Here is a 17612-nt window from a genome sequence, read left to right on the forward strand (position 1 = left end):
GTCGCGGCAGATCCGGCCGACTTTCCTCGCCAGTCGCAGGGCAGTGGTTCAATCCGGCCGTGTCGTTGAAGCATCTGCCCGCATTCGTACCTTTGGCCGTGACTGCCGTCTTCGGGCTCTCGGCATGCTCCAGCGACACGGGTACACCAGACTCCGCGAAGGACGTTGCGAAACGGGCCGGATGCTCCGACATCCATGCCGCCGAGGTTCCGGCCGCCTGGGCGACGTACGACGAGGCTGTCACCTGCGTACTCGATGGTGCTCAGGTCAAGGTGTACTGGTCGACCAACGATCAGGCCCAGGAGTGCCTAGATGGCGGAGACGCCAAGTGCGCCGAAGCGCTGCGCGCGTTCCGCCCTACGTCCTGACCGCTGAAGTCGGTTCCCAGACCGAGCGCCCTGACACGGGCATGAACGGTCGCCGTCGCGGCATGAGCGGACGCGCGGGTCGCGGCAGATCCGCGTTCAGCCTCGATGCCTTGCGTTACCGCTTGCCGCCAGCGAAGTAGGACCAGCCGACGTCGTAGTGAGCGTACGCAACGAGACCCCAGTCAGCTGGGACGCGCTCGGTGAGGAAGGCAGCTGCTTCGTCTTGAGTGGCGAAGACCCCGAGGACAGCCTCTGGCGCATCAGAGTCCTCATCGAAGACGATCCAGACGCCACCTTGGTGCCGTCTGCGCTTCTTCAACCACACGCCTCGATCCTTCCGCGCCGACCTCGGACGGGGTGTGCGGTGACACGCGGGCGGAACGCTCGACTTTCGGCAGATCCGCTCGGGTCGCGGCAGATCCGTGCGCGCGGAGGCGCAACACTACGCGGCAGATCCGGTCGAGCCATGACAGGGGCATTCGCTGTCAGGGCGGACAGATGTTTCGTACGGCTCCCTCAGGGAACCGCGCCACCGTCATGACGACGCGCTCGAGGTTGGACGGCGTCCGGCCAGTCACGTCGAACTGGTCTTGAGGTCGGTACAGACGCGTCCATGAGACACTGAAGATGCAGTAGCACACATCCTTGAGGCCGGACCGACGCCGCCTTAAATCCGCTGGCCGTCGCCACCACACGCTGGGTGTCGTTCTCGGGGCATGTCGGCACGCGAGGCCCTCAGCGGGCGGGCAGGGTCCAAATAGAGTCGGCTGACTGATGCGTCAACCGAGGGCGGCTCTCTACGGTGCCGACATGGGCGAACTGGCAGACGAGACGCTGATCGGTCGCCACTCTGAGCTAGCCGCAGTCCGTGCCGCCCTGCGCGCCGGCCCAGAAGGCGGGGCAACACTGGCGCTGGTCGGCGAACCAGGCATCGGCAAGACAGCCATCTTGCACGAGGCCGGAGTCGAGGCGCGGCGGCTTGGGCATCAGGTTCTGGCGGTCTCGGGCGTGGAGGCCGAGGCCCACTACCCGTTCGCCGCGTTGCTGCAGTTGCTCGAGCCGGTCCTGGCCAGCCACACCGGTGCCGATTCGTGTCACGGGGCTGCGCTGCCGGTGGCCCTGGGGTTCAGCGACGGTCCGGTTCCCGACCTGTTTCTGGTCGCCAGCGAGTTGCTCGACTGGCTGCGCAAGCTCGCTCTGACAAAGCCGCTGACCGTCCTGATCGACGACGCGCAGTGGCTGGACCCGCCCACGCATGACTGCCTGGCCTACGTCGCACGTCACGCCGGCGACATACCCGCCTGCATCTTGGTGACCGTCCGGACCAGCGAAGGTGAGACCCTGCCGCCGTTCCTGACCTCGGTTCCGAGCCACCTGCGACTCACCGGACTGGATGATGCGATGGCGGCGGCCCTTCTCGCCCGCTCTGCCCCGGGGCTCGCTGGGGTCGACCGTCAACAGATCCAGCGCGCTGCGCAAGGGAATCCCTTGGCCTTGATGGAGCTCCCCGCCGCCTGGCAGTCGGGAGAACGCACCTCCGGCACCGTGAACCTCTCGCGTCGGCTCGAAAGGGACTTCGGCGGCCGCGCTGCCGGGCTGCCTTCGCGCACGGTCGACCTGCTGCTTGTGATGGCGATCGACGACCGGCCGGTGACCGACGAAGTGCTGCACGCAGCCGCCCTGTTGTGCGGTGAACCGGTCAGCACCGCTGATCTCGAGCCGGCGTACGATGCAGGACTTCTCAAGCGGGGGGCGAGTGTGACCTTCCGCCACCCCCTGGTCCGTTCCGGCATCCTCCACCGGGAGCGCGTGGCCCGGCAGCAGGCGGCGCACGCTGCTCTTGCGGAGGTCGTCTCCGACGACCGCTACCGCCGGGCGTGGCACCGTGCCCAGTCGATTCTGGGGCCTGACGACGAGGTCGCCGATGAGCTGGAGAGGACCGTGGCCGAGTCGGTCCGGCGTGGCGCAGTGACCACCGCAATCGCGAGCCTGGAACGGGCGGCTGAGCTGACCAGCGCCTCAACATGCAGAGGAAGGCGCCTGCTCGTCGCGGCCGAGCACGCCTTCGGGCTCGGCCGGACAGATCTCGTCGACCGCCTCGTCCGGAAGGCGGCGGCCACCGACCTCGACGAGCTCGACTGGGCCCGGATGCAGTGGCTGCGGGAGATCTTCAACGACGGTGTCCCCGGGGACTCCGTCCGTGTTCTCGAACTCTGCGACATGGCGGTGCGTTCGGCCCGCAGCGACGATCAAGACCTCGCACTGAACCTGTTGATGGGAGCAGCGTTGCGTTGCTGGTGGGCGGACACCGGGCCGGCGGCGCGGGCGCATGTGGTTGAAGTCGTGGACACGTTGCAGGCCGACGGTGACGCGCGGGCGGTCGCCTGCCTGGCGGTCGCCGAACCGGTGCTCCGTGCCGCCGAAGTGACGCACGCCCTGTGCCGCATGCCGGCCGATGAAGTGGAAGACGTCGACGCGCTTCGACTGCTCGGCATGGCGGCCCACGCCATCGGGGACTCGACGCGTGCGGACGACTACCTCACGGCGGCGGAGGTCGTCCTACGTCGGCAGAAGCGACTCGGACTTCTGGTGCACGCCTTGAGCATGCAGGTGATCGTCTGCCTCGAGCTGGGCGACTGGGATCGCGCCGCGCACCACAGCGCGGAGGTCGTCCGCCTGGCCGAGGAGACCGGCCAGCCGATCTGGTCGACTGGCAGCCTCGTGTGCGAGGCCCAGGCACAGGCGCTGCGAGGCAATGCGAGCCGAGCGTTGGAGTTGGTCGCCGAGGTGGAGCTGCGGGCGAACCGGGACCGGCTCAACGACCTGCTCTCCTGCGCCCAGCTCGCGCGCGGCATCGCTGAGCTCGACCGCGGCGATGCGCCGGCGGCTGTCAGAAGCCTCTTGCGCCTGTTCGATCCAGCCGATCCCACCTACCACGAGCGAGAGTGCTTCGGTGGCCTGTCCTTCCTCGCAGACGCAGCCGTCCTCGCCGGCCGAGTCGCGGATGCTCGAGGCGTCATGGAACGCCTCGAGCAGGTGGCGGTGATCACGCCCTCTCCGATCCTCCACGTGCACCTGGCCTATGCCCGAGCGGTTCTCGCAGCCGATGAGGAGGCCGAAGCCTTCTACGCCGAAGCGTTGAGTGACGATCTTCGTCGGTGGCCGTGGGCGCAAGCCCGACTCGAGCTCGCCTACGGGCTCTGGTTGTCACGCATGGGACGGACCGATCCGGCGACGAGGCTGCTGAGGTCAGCGCGAGACTCGCTGGAGGACATCGGCGCAGCACACTGGGTCGAAGTCGCTGCCGGGGCCCTGAGCGGTTAGCCCTCCACATGGGAGTGTGGGCGCGACACGGTCCAGGCGGGACGAACCACGGTCCTCGTATCAGCGGTGGTTCTGGGAGGAGGGAAGGGAGGGAGCAGATGGTCGGGCTCGTCGGCCGCGACGCCGAGGTCGCGGACCTCACCGCGCTCGTCGATGATCTGCACGACCAGGGCGGTGCCCGCGGAGACGCCCGGCTGGTGCTGGGCCAAGCCGGCATCGGCAAGTCGAGCGTGCTGCAAGCGGCCGCCTCCTACGGCCGCGACCGCGGATTGATGGTGCTGGCCGTTGCCGGCATCGAATCCGAAGCCGCCATGCCTTACGCCGGTCTCCAGCAACTCCTCTCGCCCCTTCTCGAGCACGCCGAGAGCCTCCCGACTGGCCAACGCCGTGCGCTCCTCACGGCGTTCGAGCTCGAGGAAGGCCCCGCCCCGCAGCCCTTCCTGGTCTCGCTCGCCAGTCTCGGACTTCTCACCGAGGCAGCAGCCGAGCGGCCGGTGCTGATCATCGTCGACGACGCACATTGGCTCGATCAGCCTAGCCACGACGCCCTCGCGTTCATCGCGCGCCGACTCGAACGAGAGCCCATCCTGCTCCTGGCAGCCATCCGGTCCGGCCACGACGGACCGCTGCTCGCCTCCGGCACGCCGACCGTGGAGCTCCTCGGGCTGGCCGACGACGACGCGCGCACGATGCTCGAACAGCACGCCGCCGACCTCGACGGTGCGGACCGAACTCGAATCCTTGCCGAAGCCTGCGGGAACCCGCTGGCACTGGTGGAGTTGCCGATCGCGTGGCGTGCCCACGGGGGAAGCGACACCGCCGTCCCGCTCACCGCACGACTGGAGCGCGCTTTCGCTGCCCGGCTGACCGACCTTCCCCCGCAGACCCGAGCGGCAGCGCTGGTGGCTGCGGTCAACGACGAAGGTGATCTGGCAGAGATCATCGCCGCTGCTGAAGTCCTCATCGGACATCCGGTGGGCGTCGATGCGCTGGAGGCAGCAGCAGCAGCCGGACTGTTGAGCTACGACCACACGCGTGTTCGCTTCCGTCACCCGCTGGTCCGGTCCGGAGTGCTCGCAGCCGAACCCATGTCACGGCGACACGAGGCCCACGCCGCCACGGCAGCCGCTCTCATCGACCAGCCTTACCGTCAGACATGGCACCGGGCCCAAGCCATCGTCGGCATCGACGATGACGTCGCCGACGCGCTCGAGGGCAACCACGTCATCGCCCTGCGGCGGGGGTCGGTCACCTCAGCGATCTGGGCCCTCGAGCGCGCCGCCCAGCTGACCTCGGGCTCCGCTCTCCGCGGCCGCCGGCTCCTCATGGCCGCCGAGCACGCCTTCGGACTCGGCCGGGCCGACCTCGTCGACCGGCTCGTCACCGCCGCAGAACGCGAGGAGCTGACCGCCCTGGACATCGACCGACTGGAGTGGCTGCGGGAGATCTTCAACGACGGGGTGCCGGGTGATGCCCACCGAGTCCGCGAGCTCAGCGACATCGCCTGGCGCACGGTCCAGGCCGGTGACCTCGACCTGGCCCTCAACCTCTTGCTCGGGGCCGCGCTGCGCTGTTGGTGGGCCGACGCCGGCAGCGCGGCCCGCGCGAGCGTGGCAACCACCGCCGAACGCATCGCCGGAACGCAATCCGCCGACTTCGAGCTCGACCCGCGCTACCTGGCCGCCATCGCGGTCGCCGAACCCGTCGCCTGTGCACCGCGGGTATGCCAGCTCCTGAACCGCGTCGTCCTCGAGACCGTCACCGACCCCGACGCCCTGCGCCTGTACGCCATGGCCGCGCACGCGGTCGGGCAAGCTGTGCACGCCGTCGACTTCGGCGGTCGCGCCGAAGCCAAGCTGCGTGAGCAAGGACGACTCGGGCTGCTCTCGCACGTGTTGACGATGCAGATCCTCGACCGCCTCGAGCTCGGTGACTGGGAGAAGGCCACCGCCTGCGTCGAAGAGGGCAAGCAGGTTGCAGCCGACAGCGGCCAGCCCATCTGGAACACCGGCACTCTCGCGCTCAGCGCCATCCTGGCTGCCGCTAAGGGGCAGAACGACGAAGCTCTCGAGCTTGCCGCCCGGGCCGAGCAGCTGGCCAACGGCCGACGGCTCAACGACCTCCTCGCGTGTGTGCAGCTCGCTCGCGGCTACGCCATGGTCGCCACCGGCCGCTACGCCGAGGGCTTCACCGAACTGAGGCGGGTCTTCGACTCCACCCACACCAGCTTCCACCTCACCGAGCGATACCACGGGATCGCCCAGCTGGCCGAAGCTGCCGCCCACACCGGACAGCAGCAAGAGGCCACCCAGATCCTGGACGCACTCGAGCGCGAGACGACCGGCAACCCCGCCAGCGTGTTGCGCGTCCAACTGGCCTATGCGCGCGCGGTGCTTGCCGAAGATGCCCAGTCGGAGGCAGCGTTCAGCGAGGCGCTGAGCCAGGATCTGGTGCGCTGGCCATGGCCGAAGGCCAGGCTCGAGCTCGCCTACGGGTCGTGGCTCCGTCGTCAACGGCGGGTCATGGAGTCCCGCCAGCACCTGCGCTCAGCCGAGACGACGTTCCGGCTCATCGGTGCGCAGACGTGGGCCGAGCAGGCAGCCATCGAGCTGCGTGCGGCCGGAGACCGCAGCTCTGCGAGCGGCCCGACGGCACGAGAGCTCCTGTCGGCCCAAGAGCTGCAGATCGCCCGCCTGGCTGCGGAGGGTCTGTCCAACCGGGAGATCGGCGAGCGCCTGTTCCTGTCGCCTCGGACGGTCGGCTCGCACCTGTACCGGATCTTCCCCAAGCTCGGCATCGCGTCCCGGTCTCAGCTCTCGGTGCGCCTGGATCTGGCTTGAGGATGTTTTAAGCGGCCTCATCCAGGGCGCTCACGGTCTCGGTTGCCGCCGGCAGCCCCTCCAGCTTGGCCCACCGCCACACGAGCACGGCCGCGACCCAGGCGAGGAGGAACAGCCCGACGATCCCGTAGCCGGCGTAGTCCAGAGGGATGGCGGCGATCGCCGCGAGCGGTCCCGATGTGGCGCCGGCGGCGTTAGCCAGCACGCCGACTAGCTCGATGCAGCCGACGCCGAGGGCGACGGCGACCGACAGCGAGGTGACGGTCAGGTTGTAGTACACCTTCCGCATCGGCCTGGCGTACGCCCACCCGTAGGCCACGTTCATGAAGACGCCGTCGACGGTGTCCATCAGGCACATGGCTGCCGCGAACAGCACCGGAAGCACCAGGATGGCGTACACCGGCAGGTCCAGCGTTGCCGCTCCGCCAGCGAGGACGAGCAGGCCGATCTCGGTGGCGGTGTCGATTCCGAGCCCGAACAGGACGCCGATCGGGTAGATGTGCCAGGGCTTGCGCACGGAGCGGATTATGCCGCCGAGCAGGCGGTTCATGAATCCGCGCCGTTGGAGATGATGCTCGAGTGTTGCTTCATCGAAGTGGCCGGTGCGTGTGGCGCGGAAGACCCGCACCACTCCGACCAGCGCGAACAGGTTCAACACTCCGAGGAAGAGCAGAAACGCCCCGGACACCGAGGCACCGAGCGCGCCAGTGACCTGGTGGAGGCGGGACCCGTCGGCTTCGAGCTGGCCGGCCACGGCGTGAACCCCGGCGGAGAGCAGGAGCGCCAGCGCGAACACGACCGTGGAATGGCCGAGCGAGAACCAGAAGCCCACCGATAGCGGACGTGGCGCCGATCGCCGCCCGGGTGAGGCGTCGGCCCGCTCAGTCATCAGCTTGCGGATGGTGTTGTCGACCGCCGCGATGTGGTCGGCGTCGAAGGCATGGCGGAGGCCGAAGGTGTAGGCCAGGAGGCCGACGCCAACGGAGAAGACGGGGTGACCGCCTCCCAGAGGCAGGTGCTGTGGCGTCACCAGCCCGAGCAGCACACCGAAGCCGAGCAGATGTAGCAACACAATGACGACGACCATGCCGAGAAGGGACCGACGCTCTGCGGGTGCGGTGAGCCAGCGGCCCGTGGCGGGGCGCGTCTGGAGAACGGTCATGGCTGACTCCTCGGGTGTGAGAGCGGTGCGGTCCGCCCGAACGTAGGTGCCCTGCGGACGGGCGTTCTTCCGCCGGTGCATCAGTCGTGCGACTGCGGGCGAACGCGGCCGTTGCGACGGTCGATTACTCAGTCGCCTGACGGATCCGTGCCCGTCCCGCCGGCTCCTAGCGTCTTGGCGAAAGTCGAACGGGCCGATGTCGGGCCCGCCATCTGAACCTGGAGGTTCACCATGTCCCACCACCTCGACTCGCCCGCCTCGCGGCGCGACTCCCGCCTGAACGTGACCGACCTCTACGTCTTCGACGGCGACAGCGGCACGGTCTTCGCGATGGTCACCAACACCTCCCTCGCCGGTGACGCCCGCACCCCCGGGTTCCATCCCGAGGGCCGCTACGAGTTCCGCATCCACCCGGCCCTGGTGCCGGTAGAGCAGGTCGTCTACCGGTTCTGCTTCGGCGCTCCCGACCCGGCCGGCACCCAGCGCTACACCGTCCACCGGATCGTCGGCGAGGACGCGGCCAACGACAGCGCGACCGGCCAGCAGGTCGCCGAGGGCACCACCGGCACTCCGACCGAGGCACCCGGCCTGCGGGCCTGGGCAGGCGAGTCCGCCGACCCGTTCTACCTCGACCTGGGCCACCTCGGGCACCTACTCGACGGCCTCCAGAACCACCACGAGATCGACCTCGGCGACTGGACACCGGGACAGGCGAAGAGCACGTTCACCGGCTCACGGGTCAACACCATCGTGCTCGAGGTCCCCACCTCTGACGAGGTCCTGACCGACGGACGTCACGTCGGCGTGTGGGCGGCCACCAAGCTCGCCACCGACGCCGGCGGCTGGCACCAGACCAACCGCACCGCCATCCCGATGATGTGGCCCATCTTCCACGCCCTCGGCGGCGACGACGGCAGCCCCGAGTACCTGCGCGACACCGTCGGGCAGCCAGCCGACGACCGCGACACCATCGGCCCGCGCATCGCCGAGATCGTCGCGGCTGCCGCGGCACCCAGCGGTGTGGCCGACCCCGAGGTCTACGGGCGCAAGGTCGCCGAACAGCTCACCCCCGACCTGCTGCCCTACCGGATCGGCTCGCCGGCCGGATTCACCTTCGCCGAGTTCAACGGCCGCGCCCTTTCTGACAACGCCCCTGAGGTGATGTACGGGCTCGTCACCAACTCCGCGCGCGAGACCGGCCTCAAGGCCGTCGACGCCGCCGAGACCCGCCAGGACAAGTTCCCCTACATCGTCCCCTCCGCCTGAAAGGACATGCTCCCATGGACGACTTCGGCTCCACCAACAACAGCCCCGTCAACGAAGTTCCCGAGCAGCTCCACACGCTGTTCAACGACCACACCGGCGTACGCGTGCAGGTCCTGCCCTGCCAGCTGCCCGGTCTGAAGTCCATGGCCGTGCACTTCTCCGCCGGCACCCGCACCGTTCCGCACGTCCACCACGGCGGCCAGCACCTCGTCTACGTCGACGGCATCGGCGTCGTCGGTGACGAGAACGGCGTCCACGTCGTCCGCGCCGGCGACGTGATCAGCAGCCCGCCGGGTGGCTGGCACTGGCACGGAGCCGTTCCCGGCGCACCCGCGGTCCACGTCACCTTCGAGAAGCCCGGGGACTTCGACCGCGACGTCGAGCGACGCGACTGGGACGACACCTACCCCTCCGACCTCGGCGCCTGAGCAGCATCACCGCGACCAGGGCCGCCGACACCGACGAAAGCAGGACACCATGTTGACCTCGGCGGCCCTGGCCTCGGCCATCGCCCTCCTCTCCCCACTCCTCATCCGCGCCTGCCGGCTCCCGTTCCCCGACGTCGTCGTCCTCATCGTTCTCGGCATCGTCGTCGGACCTCAGGTCCTCGGCTGGGCCACCCTCGACGGGCCACTCAAGGTGCTCTCCCTGGTCGGCCTGTCGTTCCTCCTCTTCCTCGCCGGCCTCGAGGTCGAGCCGCGCCGCATCGCCGGCCCGGGCCTCCCACTGGCCGTCATCGCGTTCGGATGCTCCTTCGGGCTCGCGCTCCTCACCGGCGAGGTCCTCCAGATCTTTGGAGTGGTGAAGTCACCGCTGCTCATCGGCGTGATCCTGTCCGCCACCGCGCTCGGCATCGTGCTCCCGGTCCTCCAGGACTCAGGGCAGCTGGACCGGCCCCTGGGCGGCATCGTCGTCACCGCCGCCTCCATCGCCGAGGTCGTCCCCATCCTGCTGCTCTCGGTTCTTTTCTCCGAAGAAGGGGTGGACCTCGGATCCCAGCTCACACTCCTGGGTGCATTCCTCGCCCTCATCGTCGCCGCCGCGTTGACGGTCTTCGGCCTGGAGAAGTGGTCCTGGATCAACCGGACCCTGCTGGCGCTGCAGGACACCACCGCCCAGATCCGCATCCGAGCCGCCGTCGCTCTCTTGATGGGGTTCGCGGCGCTCGCCGCGAGCTTCGGCCTAGAAGCCATCCTCGGCTCCTTCCTCGCCGGCGCAGCGGTCTCCCTCCTCGACCCACACCCCGAGCGCACGCACTCGCAGTTCCACTCCAAGCTGCAGGCGGTCGGGTTCGGGGCGCTCATCCCGTACTTCTTCGTCGCTACGGGAATCACGCTCAACGTCCGGTCGCTGGTGAACGACCCGGCGACCCTCGCGCGGGTCCCGCTGTTTCTGGCCGCCGTCGTCGTCGTCCGCGTGTTCCCCGCGGTGTTCTACCGCCGGCTGCTGGGCAGTTGGCCGACTACTCTCGCTGCGGGCCTCTACCAAGGCACGACGCTGAGCATCCCCATCATCGGCGGCACCATCGGCGTCAGCCTTGGTGTCATCCGTCCATCCAACTTCGTCGCCCTCGTCGCATCCGGCCTCATCGCCGTCATCGTCTTCCCTTCCCTCGCAGCCCGGCTCGGCTCGCGACGCGCCGCCACGCACGTCACTTCTGGAGGAACACCCGGGAAGGTCGCCGTCCGATGAGCCATGCACTGATCCCGAGCAAGCCGACCCCGAAGCCAGTCGAGACCCGCCCCGCGATCCTTCCCGGAACACGCGTGCCCGGCCGGCGACGGCACCAGACACATCACCCGGTAGAGCGAAGGCTGCCACTGGGTGGGCACTAGGCCAGTCGCCGCGCCAGCATGGTCCGACCGGATTTCGGCAGATCCGTTCACTTCACGAGTCCGGATCAGCGGCGGAATGAGGCGTGGTTCGGAGACGTGATCGCGGCGACTCGAAGGCGGGGGACGGGAGTTGCGCGCGGATCGTCTGTCACTTGGGCGAGTTCTCTTCGCCCCAGCGTCCGAGCGCGAGAATCGCCCCGCGCAAGGCGAGGCCGCGATCCGTCAGCGCGTAGGCCCGGGTGTTGTGGCGCAGGGGTAAGCGAGACAGAACGCCCGCCGCTTCAAGTTCGCGCAGCCGCGTCGCGAGAATGTTCGTCGGCACTCCAAGGTCGCGCTGCAGATCGCCGTATCGCTGCGGGCCGTCGAGCAGCCGTTCCACGATGAGCAGGGACCACCGTGCTCCGACGATGTTCAACGCCGCAGCGAGGTCGCTCACGCGGTCGGTGCGGCATCCGGCTTCAGCCAGAAGGGCGAGTAGTGATAGCCGTCGGGGTCATCGAACTGGCGCTGATACATGAAGGGGTAATCGTCGGTGTCACCGATCCGCCCGCCAGCGGCACCGGCGCGCTCGACGAGCTCGTCGACCGCCTCACGGCTGCCGAGGTCGAATGAGACCGTGACCTTCGAGGGGGTGTGGGACTCGCCGATCAGCTCCTCGACGCCGCCGACGCTCGCGTACATCTCGCGGCTGCCGAGCATGACGTACTGCTCAGGCGCGATCGCGAAGCACGACACGTTGTGGTCGGACATCTCAGCGTTCAGGGTCCAGCCGAGGGCGGTGTAGAACGCGGTCGCGCGCTCGACGCTCTCGACCGGGCAGGTGATGAAGAGGCTCATGCGAAGCGACACTTGCAAAATACAAGTGCGTCGTCAAGACCAGGCCCGCCTTTCACTGACCCGCGATCCATGTGGGTTGCGCGCGGCGTGCCTGAACAGCAGCAGGGCGCCGTGGGGCTTCACAGGCAGCCAGTTGCTCATGGATCGCGGCAGATCGGGTCCTCTGGATCGGGGGATCATCCTCAGCCTGCGTCGGCTGCTGCCAGGCGGCGAATCAAGAAGGTCGTCCAGTGATCGACAGCCTCGTCGGGCGTCACGCCGTGTTCGCCCGGATACGCCACTAGGTGTTTCGCTGTGGAGCCGAGGATGTCGAAGATCTCGAGCTGGCCAGCCAGGGGAAACAGCTCGTCATGCCACTGGACGTGCCACAACGTCGACGCACTCACTCGCGCCGCGTCGCGGCGCAGCTGAGCCGCGTCGTGAAGCCCTGGGTGGAGCGCATCGCTCTGTTCGAGGCCGAACTTGCCGAACACGGCGCACGTGAGTCGCTCGCCCAGTTCCGCAGCAAGTGGAAGGCCGAACCGGGTCCCCATCGACAGTCCGAGATAGCCCAACCTGCCGTCGGTTCCACGCACCTCCGAAGCGGCGTCGATCGCCGCGATCCAGTCGGCGACCATGTCCCGCCCGACCGACGTGAAGCCACGAGTGACCAGGTCAGTCTGGTACGCGCCGGGCGTCGTCGACGGATGTGCCCGCTCGCCATGAGCCGGGCCGTCGATCGCGATCACATCAAGTCCCGCGGCCACCAGCCGGTTGGCGATCGACGTCTGGCGCGGAGCGGTCTTGTGACCACTTCCGCCGTGTCCGAGAAGTACCAATGGCGCAGCACCTCCCGGTGCCCTCCACAACACGGCTGGAACGACCCTGTCGCCGACTGCGACAACGAGCCTGCTCGGGTCGACGGGATCCACGAGCCGTGACTCTAACCGTGCGCAGAGCCGATGGAGCGCGCTGCGCGCTGGCTGTCTACGCAGAGACCGGCCGCTGCCGCAACGTCTGGACCAGGAAGTCCGCTGACATCGACAGATCAGTGAGCCGACGTCGTCGCGGCACATCCGGTCGGCCAGATCCGGTGGGCCGGATCCGACGGTCGTCGAGATTAGGTAGTGCCACCCTCTTCGAGAAAAGCCCCGATGGCGTCATCAACCAGCGGCTGCGCGTGGCCGTCATTGTCGTGGCGGGCCTGCGAGGTGGCGGACAGACCGACCCTGCCGCCTCACGCGGCAACTGGAGCTACTTCAGCCAGTAGATGTCCGCGCGCCGGTTCTGGATGTCGTCACCCTTGACCGGGTTACGCGCACCCACCGGGACGACCGCCACCTTCGCCTTCACATGCAGGTGGCGTAGGTACTTCGCGACCGCGGCCGCGCGACGCTTCGACAGCGCACGGTTCGCCGCAGTGTCTCCGGCGCCGTGTGCCTGCGTGTTCCCGTAGATCACCACGAACTCAGCAGCCCTCAGGCGGGGCGCCAGCTTCCGGAGCTGGTCCTTGGCACCGGCGGTCAACGCCGCGGACTTGTACGCGAACGTGACTGCCGCAGCACGCCTCAGCTGCGACCTGCCACCTGCCCCGGCGACAGGAGCAACCTTCACTCTGCTGGCCCGCACGTGCCGACCTCCCTCGCTGGGGGAGGTGACGGCGATCCGGCAGGTGCCGGCCCCGAACACGACGACCTCCCCACCTTCGACCGGGACGCACACCCGCCGCGGACTAGCGGTGACTTGCAACCGGTCCTCGCCCTTACCGAGAACGGTGAGGGCCTGCGGAGCATTCACGGCCGCGGGAACCTTCGGTGCTGCCCATACCGGGAACGAGGCCGTGACACCGACCGCAGCCAGGTAGTCACCAGACGCAGCCACGGACCCGTCCAGCACGCACGTCCCCGCAGCCCGCAGTTGTACCCGGCCGCCGCTCCACACGCACACGCCCGGGGTCTTCGAGACGACGTTCACCGGCGCCCCGCTCGAGGAGGTGAACGAGGCCGTGACCGTGCGAGACGACAGCGCCACGCCGGCCGGGACGCCATGGACGCTGATCTGCTGGCCGACAGACTCGACGGTGAAGCTCCGCGTGACCGGGGCGGCTGCCGGGTAGCTGGTCACGTGCAGTCCCGTGCCGGCCATCCCGCCGGCCTGCGACGTCGTGATCGTGCACGTACCGGGAGCATGCAGCTGCACCAGACCCGCAGGCGACACCGTGCAGACAGGCTCCGTCCGCGAGGCATACAAGACCGGCAGGCCCGAGGTCGCCGAAGCGCCCAGCTGAACGGTCCGAGCTGCGACACTCGTGGCATCCGGCGCAGGGAAGTCGATCACGTTCGTTCCGGCCCGCGGCGCGATCGTGAAGGAGACGTCTACGGGGTCCGCAGGCGCGTACTCGGTGTCGCCGACGATGCCGCCCGACCCGACGGCCCGGATCGTGCAGGTGCCGGCCGTGACCGCGTTGATCACTCCGGCGGCGACCCCGCACACCTCCGGTGTAACGCTGCTAAGCGCGAAGGTCAGGCCGGCGTCCGTCCTCACGACCGGACGTGGCATCACGAGGTCGTCCAAGTTCGCATCCGCCAGCGCAGCGAACGTCAGGCTCTGCTTCGCCTGCTTCCTCGCGTTGATGTGATGGGTGCTCGCGACGGTGGCAGGCTCGAAGGTGGCGTCGCCCTGTTGCGTGACGCTGACCTTGCAGTCGCCCTCCGCAAGCCCGGTGACCCTGAACCCTCCCGCGGAGGAAACGCTGCACACCTCGGGAGTCTCAGACGTGACGGTGACCGGAAGACCAGAGGACGCGGCAGCGCTCATGTCATAGACGCCGCCGACGTACCACGGGGTGCCGGCCCACCCGATGCTGATCACCTGGACCTGCTTCTGGACCGAGTAGACCGCATGGCACGCGTACGGCGTCTCAGACGTGATCGAGCTTCCCGCGCCCTGGGGGACAACCGCGGGGTCATACCAGCGGAACTCGATCGAGTTCGTTCCCCCATTCGAAGCCAGCGTCTGCTGGTTCAGAATGACGCTCGCGCCGTTGATCCAGATCGGCTGATCACCCGCACCGGCCGGACTTCTTTTGACCCCGTCGACGAACTCGATGATCCAGCCCGCCGTGGACAGCTGGAAGTCCCAACGATCTTGCGTTGGGTCGTTGGTGACGGTGCAACCCGCAGAGTCCGCCGAAGCCGGCGAAGCCGTCGTCACCACCGCGACACCAGTCATGGCAAAAGCAGCCACGACCACCACGACAACCGAACCGAACCACGCACGAGGACGCGCAAGCAGGGCAGCGGCACGAATGCGGCGCCAACGAGGCGCGGAGGGATTCGACACGAACCGTAACGCTCCCAGACCGCCACGCAACCGGGCCATAGCCCGTACGGGCGGCGGTCCTACTCGGGGAGCCCGCCGCCCCGGCAGACACCGAGGCACCCGCCGTCGTGCGGTAGCGACCCAACCCGGCCATGTCCGACCGTCACCATCGAGACAGCAGCCCACCAATGAAGGGAGCCCGCATGTATGTCGACCTCGAGACAGGCACCATCCTCAACGGCCCGATCGCCGTCCTCTCCGACGGCGTCCGCCAACGGCGTAACGCCACTGGAGTTCATCGTTTCGGTGGACGGTTCCGGACGTTGCCGCTGTCCGAAGCGACTCGAGCCACGGAGCAACAGGCAGCTGCCGTGGAGCCCGGACGCTCGCTCCCTCGACCATGAACGTCGTCACCGCCCACACCTGGACTCGCCCAGCACGCTAAGGATCTCGTCTCCGGGGCGTTCCCCCAGGCCATGTCTAATCGTCCGGTCATCGACAGATCCGGCAACTGCGATTAGGTATCAGAGGACGCCGTCGTCCCGGCATGAACCAACGTCATCGCTGCACGGCTGAGTAAGTATCGGTCGCGGTAGGTTGACGGCGTGGACCAGGGCGACCGACTCCGACACGCCTCCTCGTTCGGCATCGCCGCAGTCGCTTACGGGGAGCATCGACCTGACTATTCACGGACCGCGGTCGCCTGGGCCTTGGAGTCAGCGCCCGGCCCACGGGTCCTCGATCTCGGCGCCGGGACCGGAAAGCTCACCGCCACCCTGGTCGCGATGGGCGCCGACACGACCGCGGTCGAGCCGGATCCGGCGATGCTGACGGAGCTGCGCCGGGCCCTTCCCGACGTTCGTTCGCGGCTGGGGAGCGCCGAGGCCATCCCGCTGCCGGACGCGTCTGTCGACGCTGTGTTGGCTGGCAACGCCATGCATTGGTTCGACATGGACGTCGCGGGACCCGAGATCGCGAGGGTCCTGGTGCCCGGCGGCATCCTGTGCGGTCTGTGGAATGTCATGGACGAACAGGTCGATTGGGTCGCCGGTCTGGCGCAAGTCAGTGGCAGCGAGGCCATCGGCCCGCGTGATACCCCGGCCGGCTGGCGGGTCGAGACGGCCGCCGCGCACCTTCCCAGGACCGCCGCGGCCGCGCGGTTCGGGTCGCCCGAGCAGATGGAGTTTCCGCACGGGCAACGTCGCACAGCCGACTCCCTCGTTGCAACGCTTGCCACCAGAGCGGCGATGCTGGTGATGCCGGACCAGGAACGCATGGCCAGGCTCAGCCAGATTCGCGCCTTCCTCTCGAGCAGGCCGGAGACGGCCCAGGGCGACTTCACCCTCCCGATGCTGACCTGCGTGCTGCGTGTCCGGCGCCTGTGAGCCGTACGCCAGACGAACTCTGTGACAGCGGCCGGACACAAGGCTCTTGGCTCGGAGTGAACCGCAACGCGGCAGATCCGGACGTTAGACGGCGCCGACTATCAGAGCGTCGCGGCGGTAGGTCACCGGGAGGTAGCACTGCTCGCCACCCATGCGGAATCCGAAGCCCGCAATGACGCCGAGAGTCGAGGCGTCCGTGCTTGGCGTTCGTAGGATGCCGACCACGCCGAATGCGGCTAGCCAGACTCAGGAACAGCCACCGGCCGAACTCCGACCGCAGGATCTTCGCCGGCCGGATCTTCGCATGGCCTAGTTCGCGTCGCGCGGATTCCACGCGGTCCCGTCATCGGCAGATCGGCGCAACAGCATCATGGCCGCATCTGCGCCGCCGGGGAAGAGTCAGCCCTTCCGTGCGGGCAGAACGCAGAACTCGTTGCCGGACGGGTCGGCGAAATGGCGCCAGGGCAGGTCTCCCCAGTCGAAGTGGAGCTCGCGCCCACCCCGGTCCGCGATCCAGGCTGCGACCGCGTCGGCGTCGTCGCCGACCTCCAGCCGCAGGTCGAGGTGGGTCCGGTTCTTGGCCTCAGGCTTTGGCTTCTTCTCCGGCACCAGCGCCAACACTGGCCCGCGGCCGGAGGGGTGCTGGAGCCCGGGCACGTCGCTGGACGCGGCCGGCTCCCAGCCGGTCAGCCGCTGCCAGAAGGCCAAGTCACGGGTCGGGTCGGCAGACTCGAGCCGCAGCGCCGTGAGCTCCCCGCCCCTGACGTCGAGCTGGAGTCGTGGTCGCTCGGCCGGCTCGTCGGGGACCCGCTGGAAGCACAGGTCGAGCTCAGGACCGCCGGCCACCGAGAGGCGCGTCTCGAACCCAGCCTCCTCGTCGGTCAGCGTCTCGGTGCCGAGATCGGCCTCCCAAGTCCGACCGGTGGTCTGCGGATCGGTGGCGTCGAAGACGACGTTCTCGAGGTACACGGCCGCAGCCTAGGACACCGCTGAAGCCGCGCCACCAGGCTTCACCGCTCGCCGCGCGACATCGATGCGGCAGGCGATCAGTGTGCTCGACATCCGTGTGCACGTCGAGGCCGACGGGCACGGGCACCACTCACTGGACTGCGGGAGACGGTCCGCTGGACACACGACCCTGCCGCGTCCGCTGGTGCTGCTCGGCGACCTGAACCTGTGCGGGCGCCGACCTACCCGGCCGCCCGACCGCGCCTCCAGTTCGACCACGTCCTGCTCGACGCGGGTGCCCGGACCCTCCGGGTCGTCGACTCTATGAGCGAGCGCCTCGCGGGCGG

At 68.6% G+C, this 17612-nt stretch carries 13 protein-coding genes; 7 read left to right on the forward strand and 6 right to left on the reverse strand.

Features of this window, described 5'->3' with window-relative positions:
• Positions 1-59 precede the first annotated feature (59 nt).
• The 3 genes from QDS12_RS06730 (at position 60) to QDS12_RS06740 (ending at position 6532) form a co-directional block, all read left to right on the forward strand.
• Positions 60-368, forward strand: a complete 309-nt coding sequence (locus tag QDS12_RS06730) for a hypothetical protein (RefSeq protein ID WP_279877926.1) — start codon at positions 60-62, stop codon at positions 366-368.
• Positions 369-1178: 810 nt separating this feature from the next.
• Positions 1179-3692: an AAA family ATPase gene (locus tag QDS12_RS06735; RefSeq protein WP_279877928.1), complete on the forward strand. Its 2514-nt coding sequence runs from the start codon at positions 1179-1181 to the stop codon at positions 3690-3692.
• 98 nt (positions 3693-3790) lie between these two features.
• A complete protein-coding gene (locus QDS12_RS06740) occupies positions 3791-6532 on the forward strand; it encodes an AAA family ATPase (protein WP_279877929.1) in 2742 nt (913 codons plus the stop codon).
• 7 nt (positions 6533-6539) lie between these two features.
• Here QDS12_RS06740 and QDS12_RS06745 read toward each other — a convergent pair whose 3' ends face one another.
• The gene (locus tag QDS12_RS06745; protein ID WP_279877931.1) at positions 6540-7694 is read right to left on the reverse strand and encodes a HoxN/HupN/NixA family nickel/cobalt transporter; all 1155 of its coding nucleotides are present in this window, start codon (positions 7692-7694) and stop codon (positions 6540-6542) included.
• Between the two features lie 231 nt (positions 7695-7925).
• Here QDS12_RS06745 and QDS12_RS06750 point away from each other — a divergent pair, with 231 nt between their 5' ends.
• Genes QDS12_RS06750 through QDS12_RS06760 form a run of 3 tightly spaced genes read left to right on the forward strand, consistent with a single transcriptional unit; the run spans position 7926 to position 10652 of the window.
• A complete protein-coding gene (locus tag QDS12_RS06750) occupies positions 7926-8960 on the forward strand; it encodes a DUF4331 family protein (RefSeq protein WP_279877933.1) in 1035 nt (344 codons plus the stop codon).
• 14 nt (positions 8961-8974) lie between these two features.
• Positions 8975-9388, forward strand: a complete 414-nt coding sequence (locus QDS12_RS06755) for a hypothetical protein (RefSeq protein WP_279877934.1) — start codon at positions 8975-8977, stop codon at positions 9386-9388.
• Between the two features lie 49 nt (positions 9389-9437).
• Positions 9438-10652, forward strand: coding sequence for a cation:proton antiporter (locus tag QDS12_RS06760; protein WP_279877936.1), 1215 nt, complete (start codon positions 9438-9440; stop codon positions 10650-10652).
• A gap of 291 nt (positions 10653-10943) precedes the next feature.
• Here the strand turns inward: QDS12_RS06760 and QDS12_RS06765 are convergent, their stop codons facing one another.
• The 4 genes from QDS12_RS06765 to QDS12_RS06780 all read right to left on the reverse strand — a co-directional run bounded on the left by QDS12_RS06765 (position 10944) and on the right by QDS12_RS06780 (position 14866).
• Positions 10944-11231, reverse strand: coding sequence for a helix-turn-helix domain-containing protein (locus QDS12_RS06765; protein WP_279877937.1), 288 nt, complete (start codon positions 11229-11231; stop codon positions 10944-10946).
• Positions 11228-11632, reverse strand: a complete 405-nt coding sequence (locus QDS12_RS06770; RefSeq protein ID WP_279877938.1) for a VOC family protein — start codon at positions 11630-11632, stop codon at positions 11228-11230. Before QDS12_RS06770 ends, QDS12_RS06765 begins: the two co-directional genes overlap by 4 nt.
• 182 nt (positions 11633-11814) lie before the next feature.
• Positions 11815-12543 carry an alpha/beta hydrolase gene (locus QDS12_RS06775; protein WP_279877940.1) on the reverse strand — a complete coding sequence of 243 codons (729 nt, stop codon included), beginning with the start codon at positions 12541-12543 and terminating at the stop codon, positions 11815-11817.
• A gap of 322 nt (positions 12544-12865) precedes the next feature.
• A complete protein-coding gene (locus QDS12_RS06780) occupies positions 12866-14866 on the reverse strand; it encodes an OmpA family protein (protein ID WP_279877941.1) in 2001 nt (666 codons plus the stop codon).
• 671 nt (positions 14867-15537) lie between these two features.
• Between QDS12_RS06780 and QDS12_RS06785 the strand changes: the two genes are divergently transcribed.
• Entirely contained in the window at positions 15538-16317 is a 780-nt protein-coding gene (locus tag QDS12_RS06785; protein WP_279877944.1) for a class I SAM-dependent methyltransferase, read from the forward strand.
• A 399-nt stretch (positions 16318-16716) separates the two neighbouring features.
• On the opposite strand, the gene QDS12_RS06790 is transcribed toward QDS12_RS06785, so the two are convergent.
• Entirely contained in the window at positions 16717-17286 is a 570-nt protein-coding gene (locus QDS12_RS06790; RefSeq protein WP_279877945.1) for a VOC family protein, read from the reverse strand.
• Positions 17287-17612 lie beyond the last annotated feature (326 nt).

This window comes from Nocardioides sp. CER19 (genome assembly GCF_029846275.1).
Classification (GTDB): domain Bacteria; phylum Actinomycetota; class Actinomycetes; order Propionibacteriales; family Nocardioidaceae; genus Nocardioides.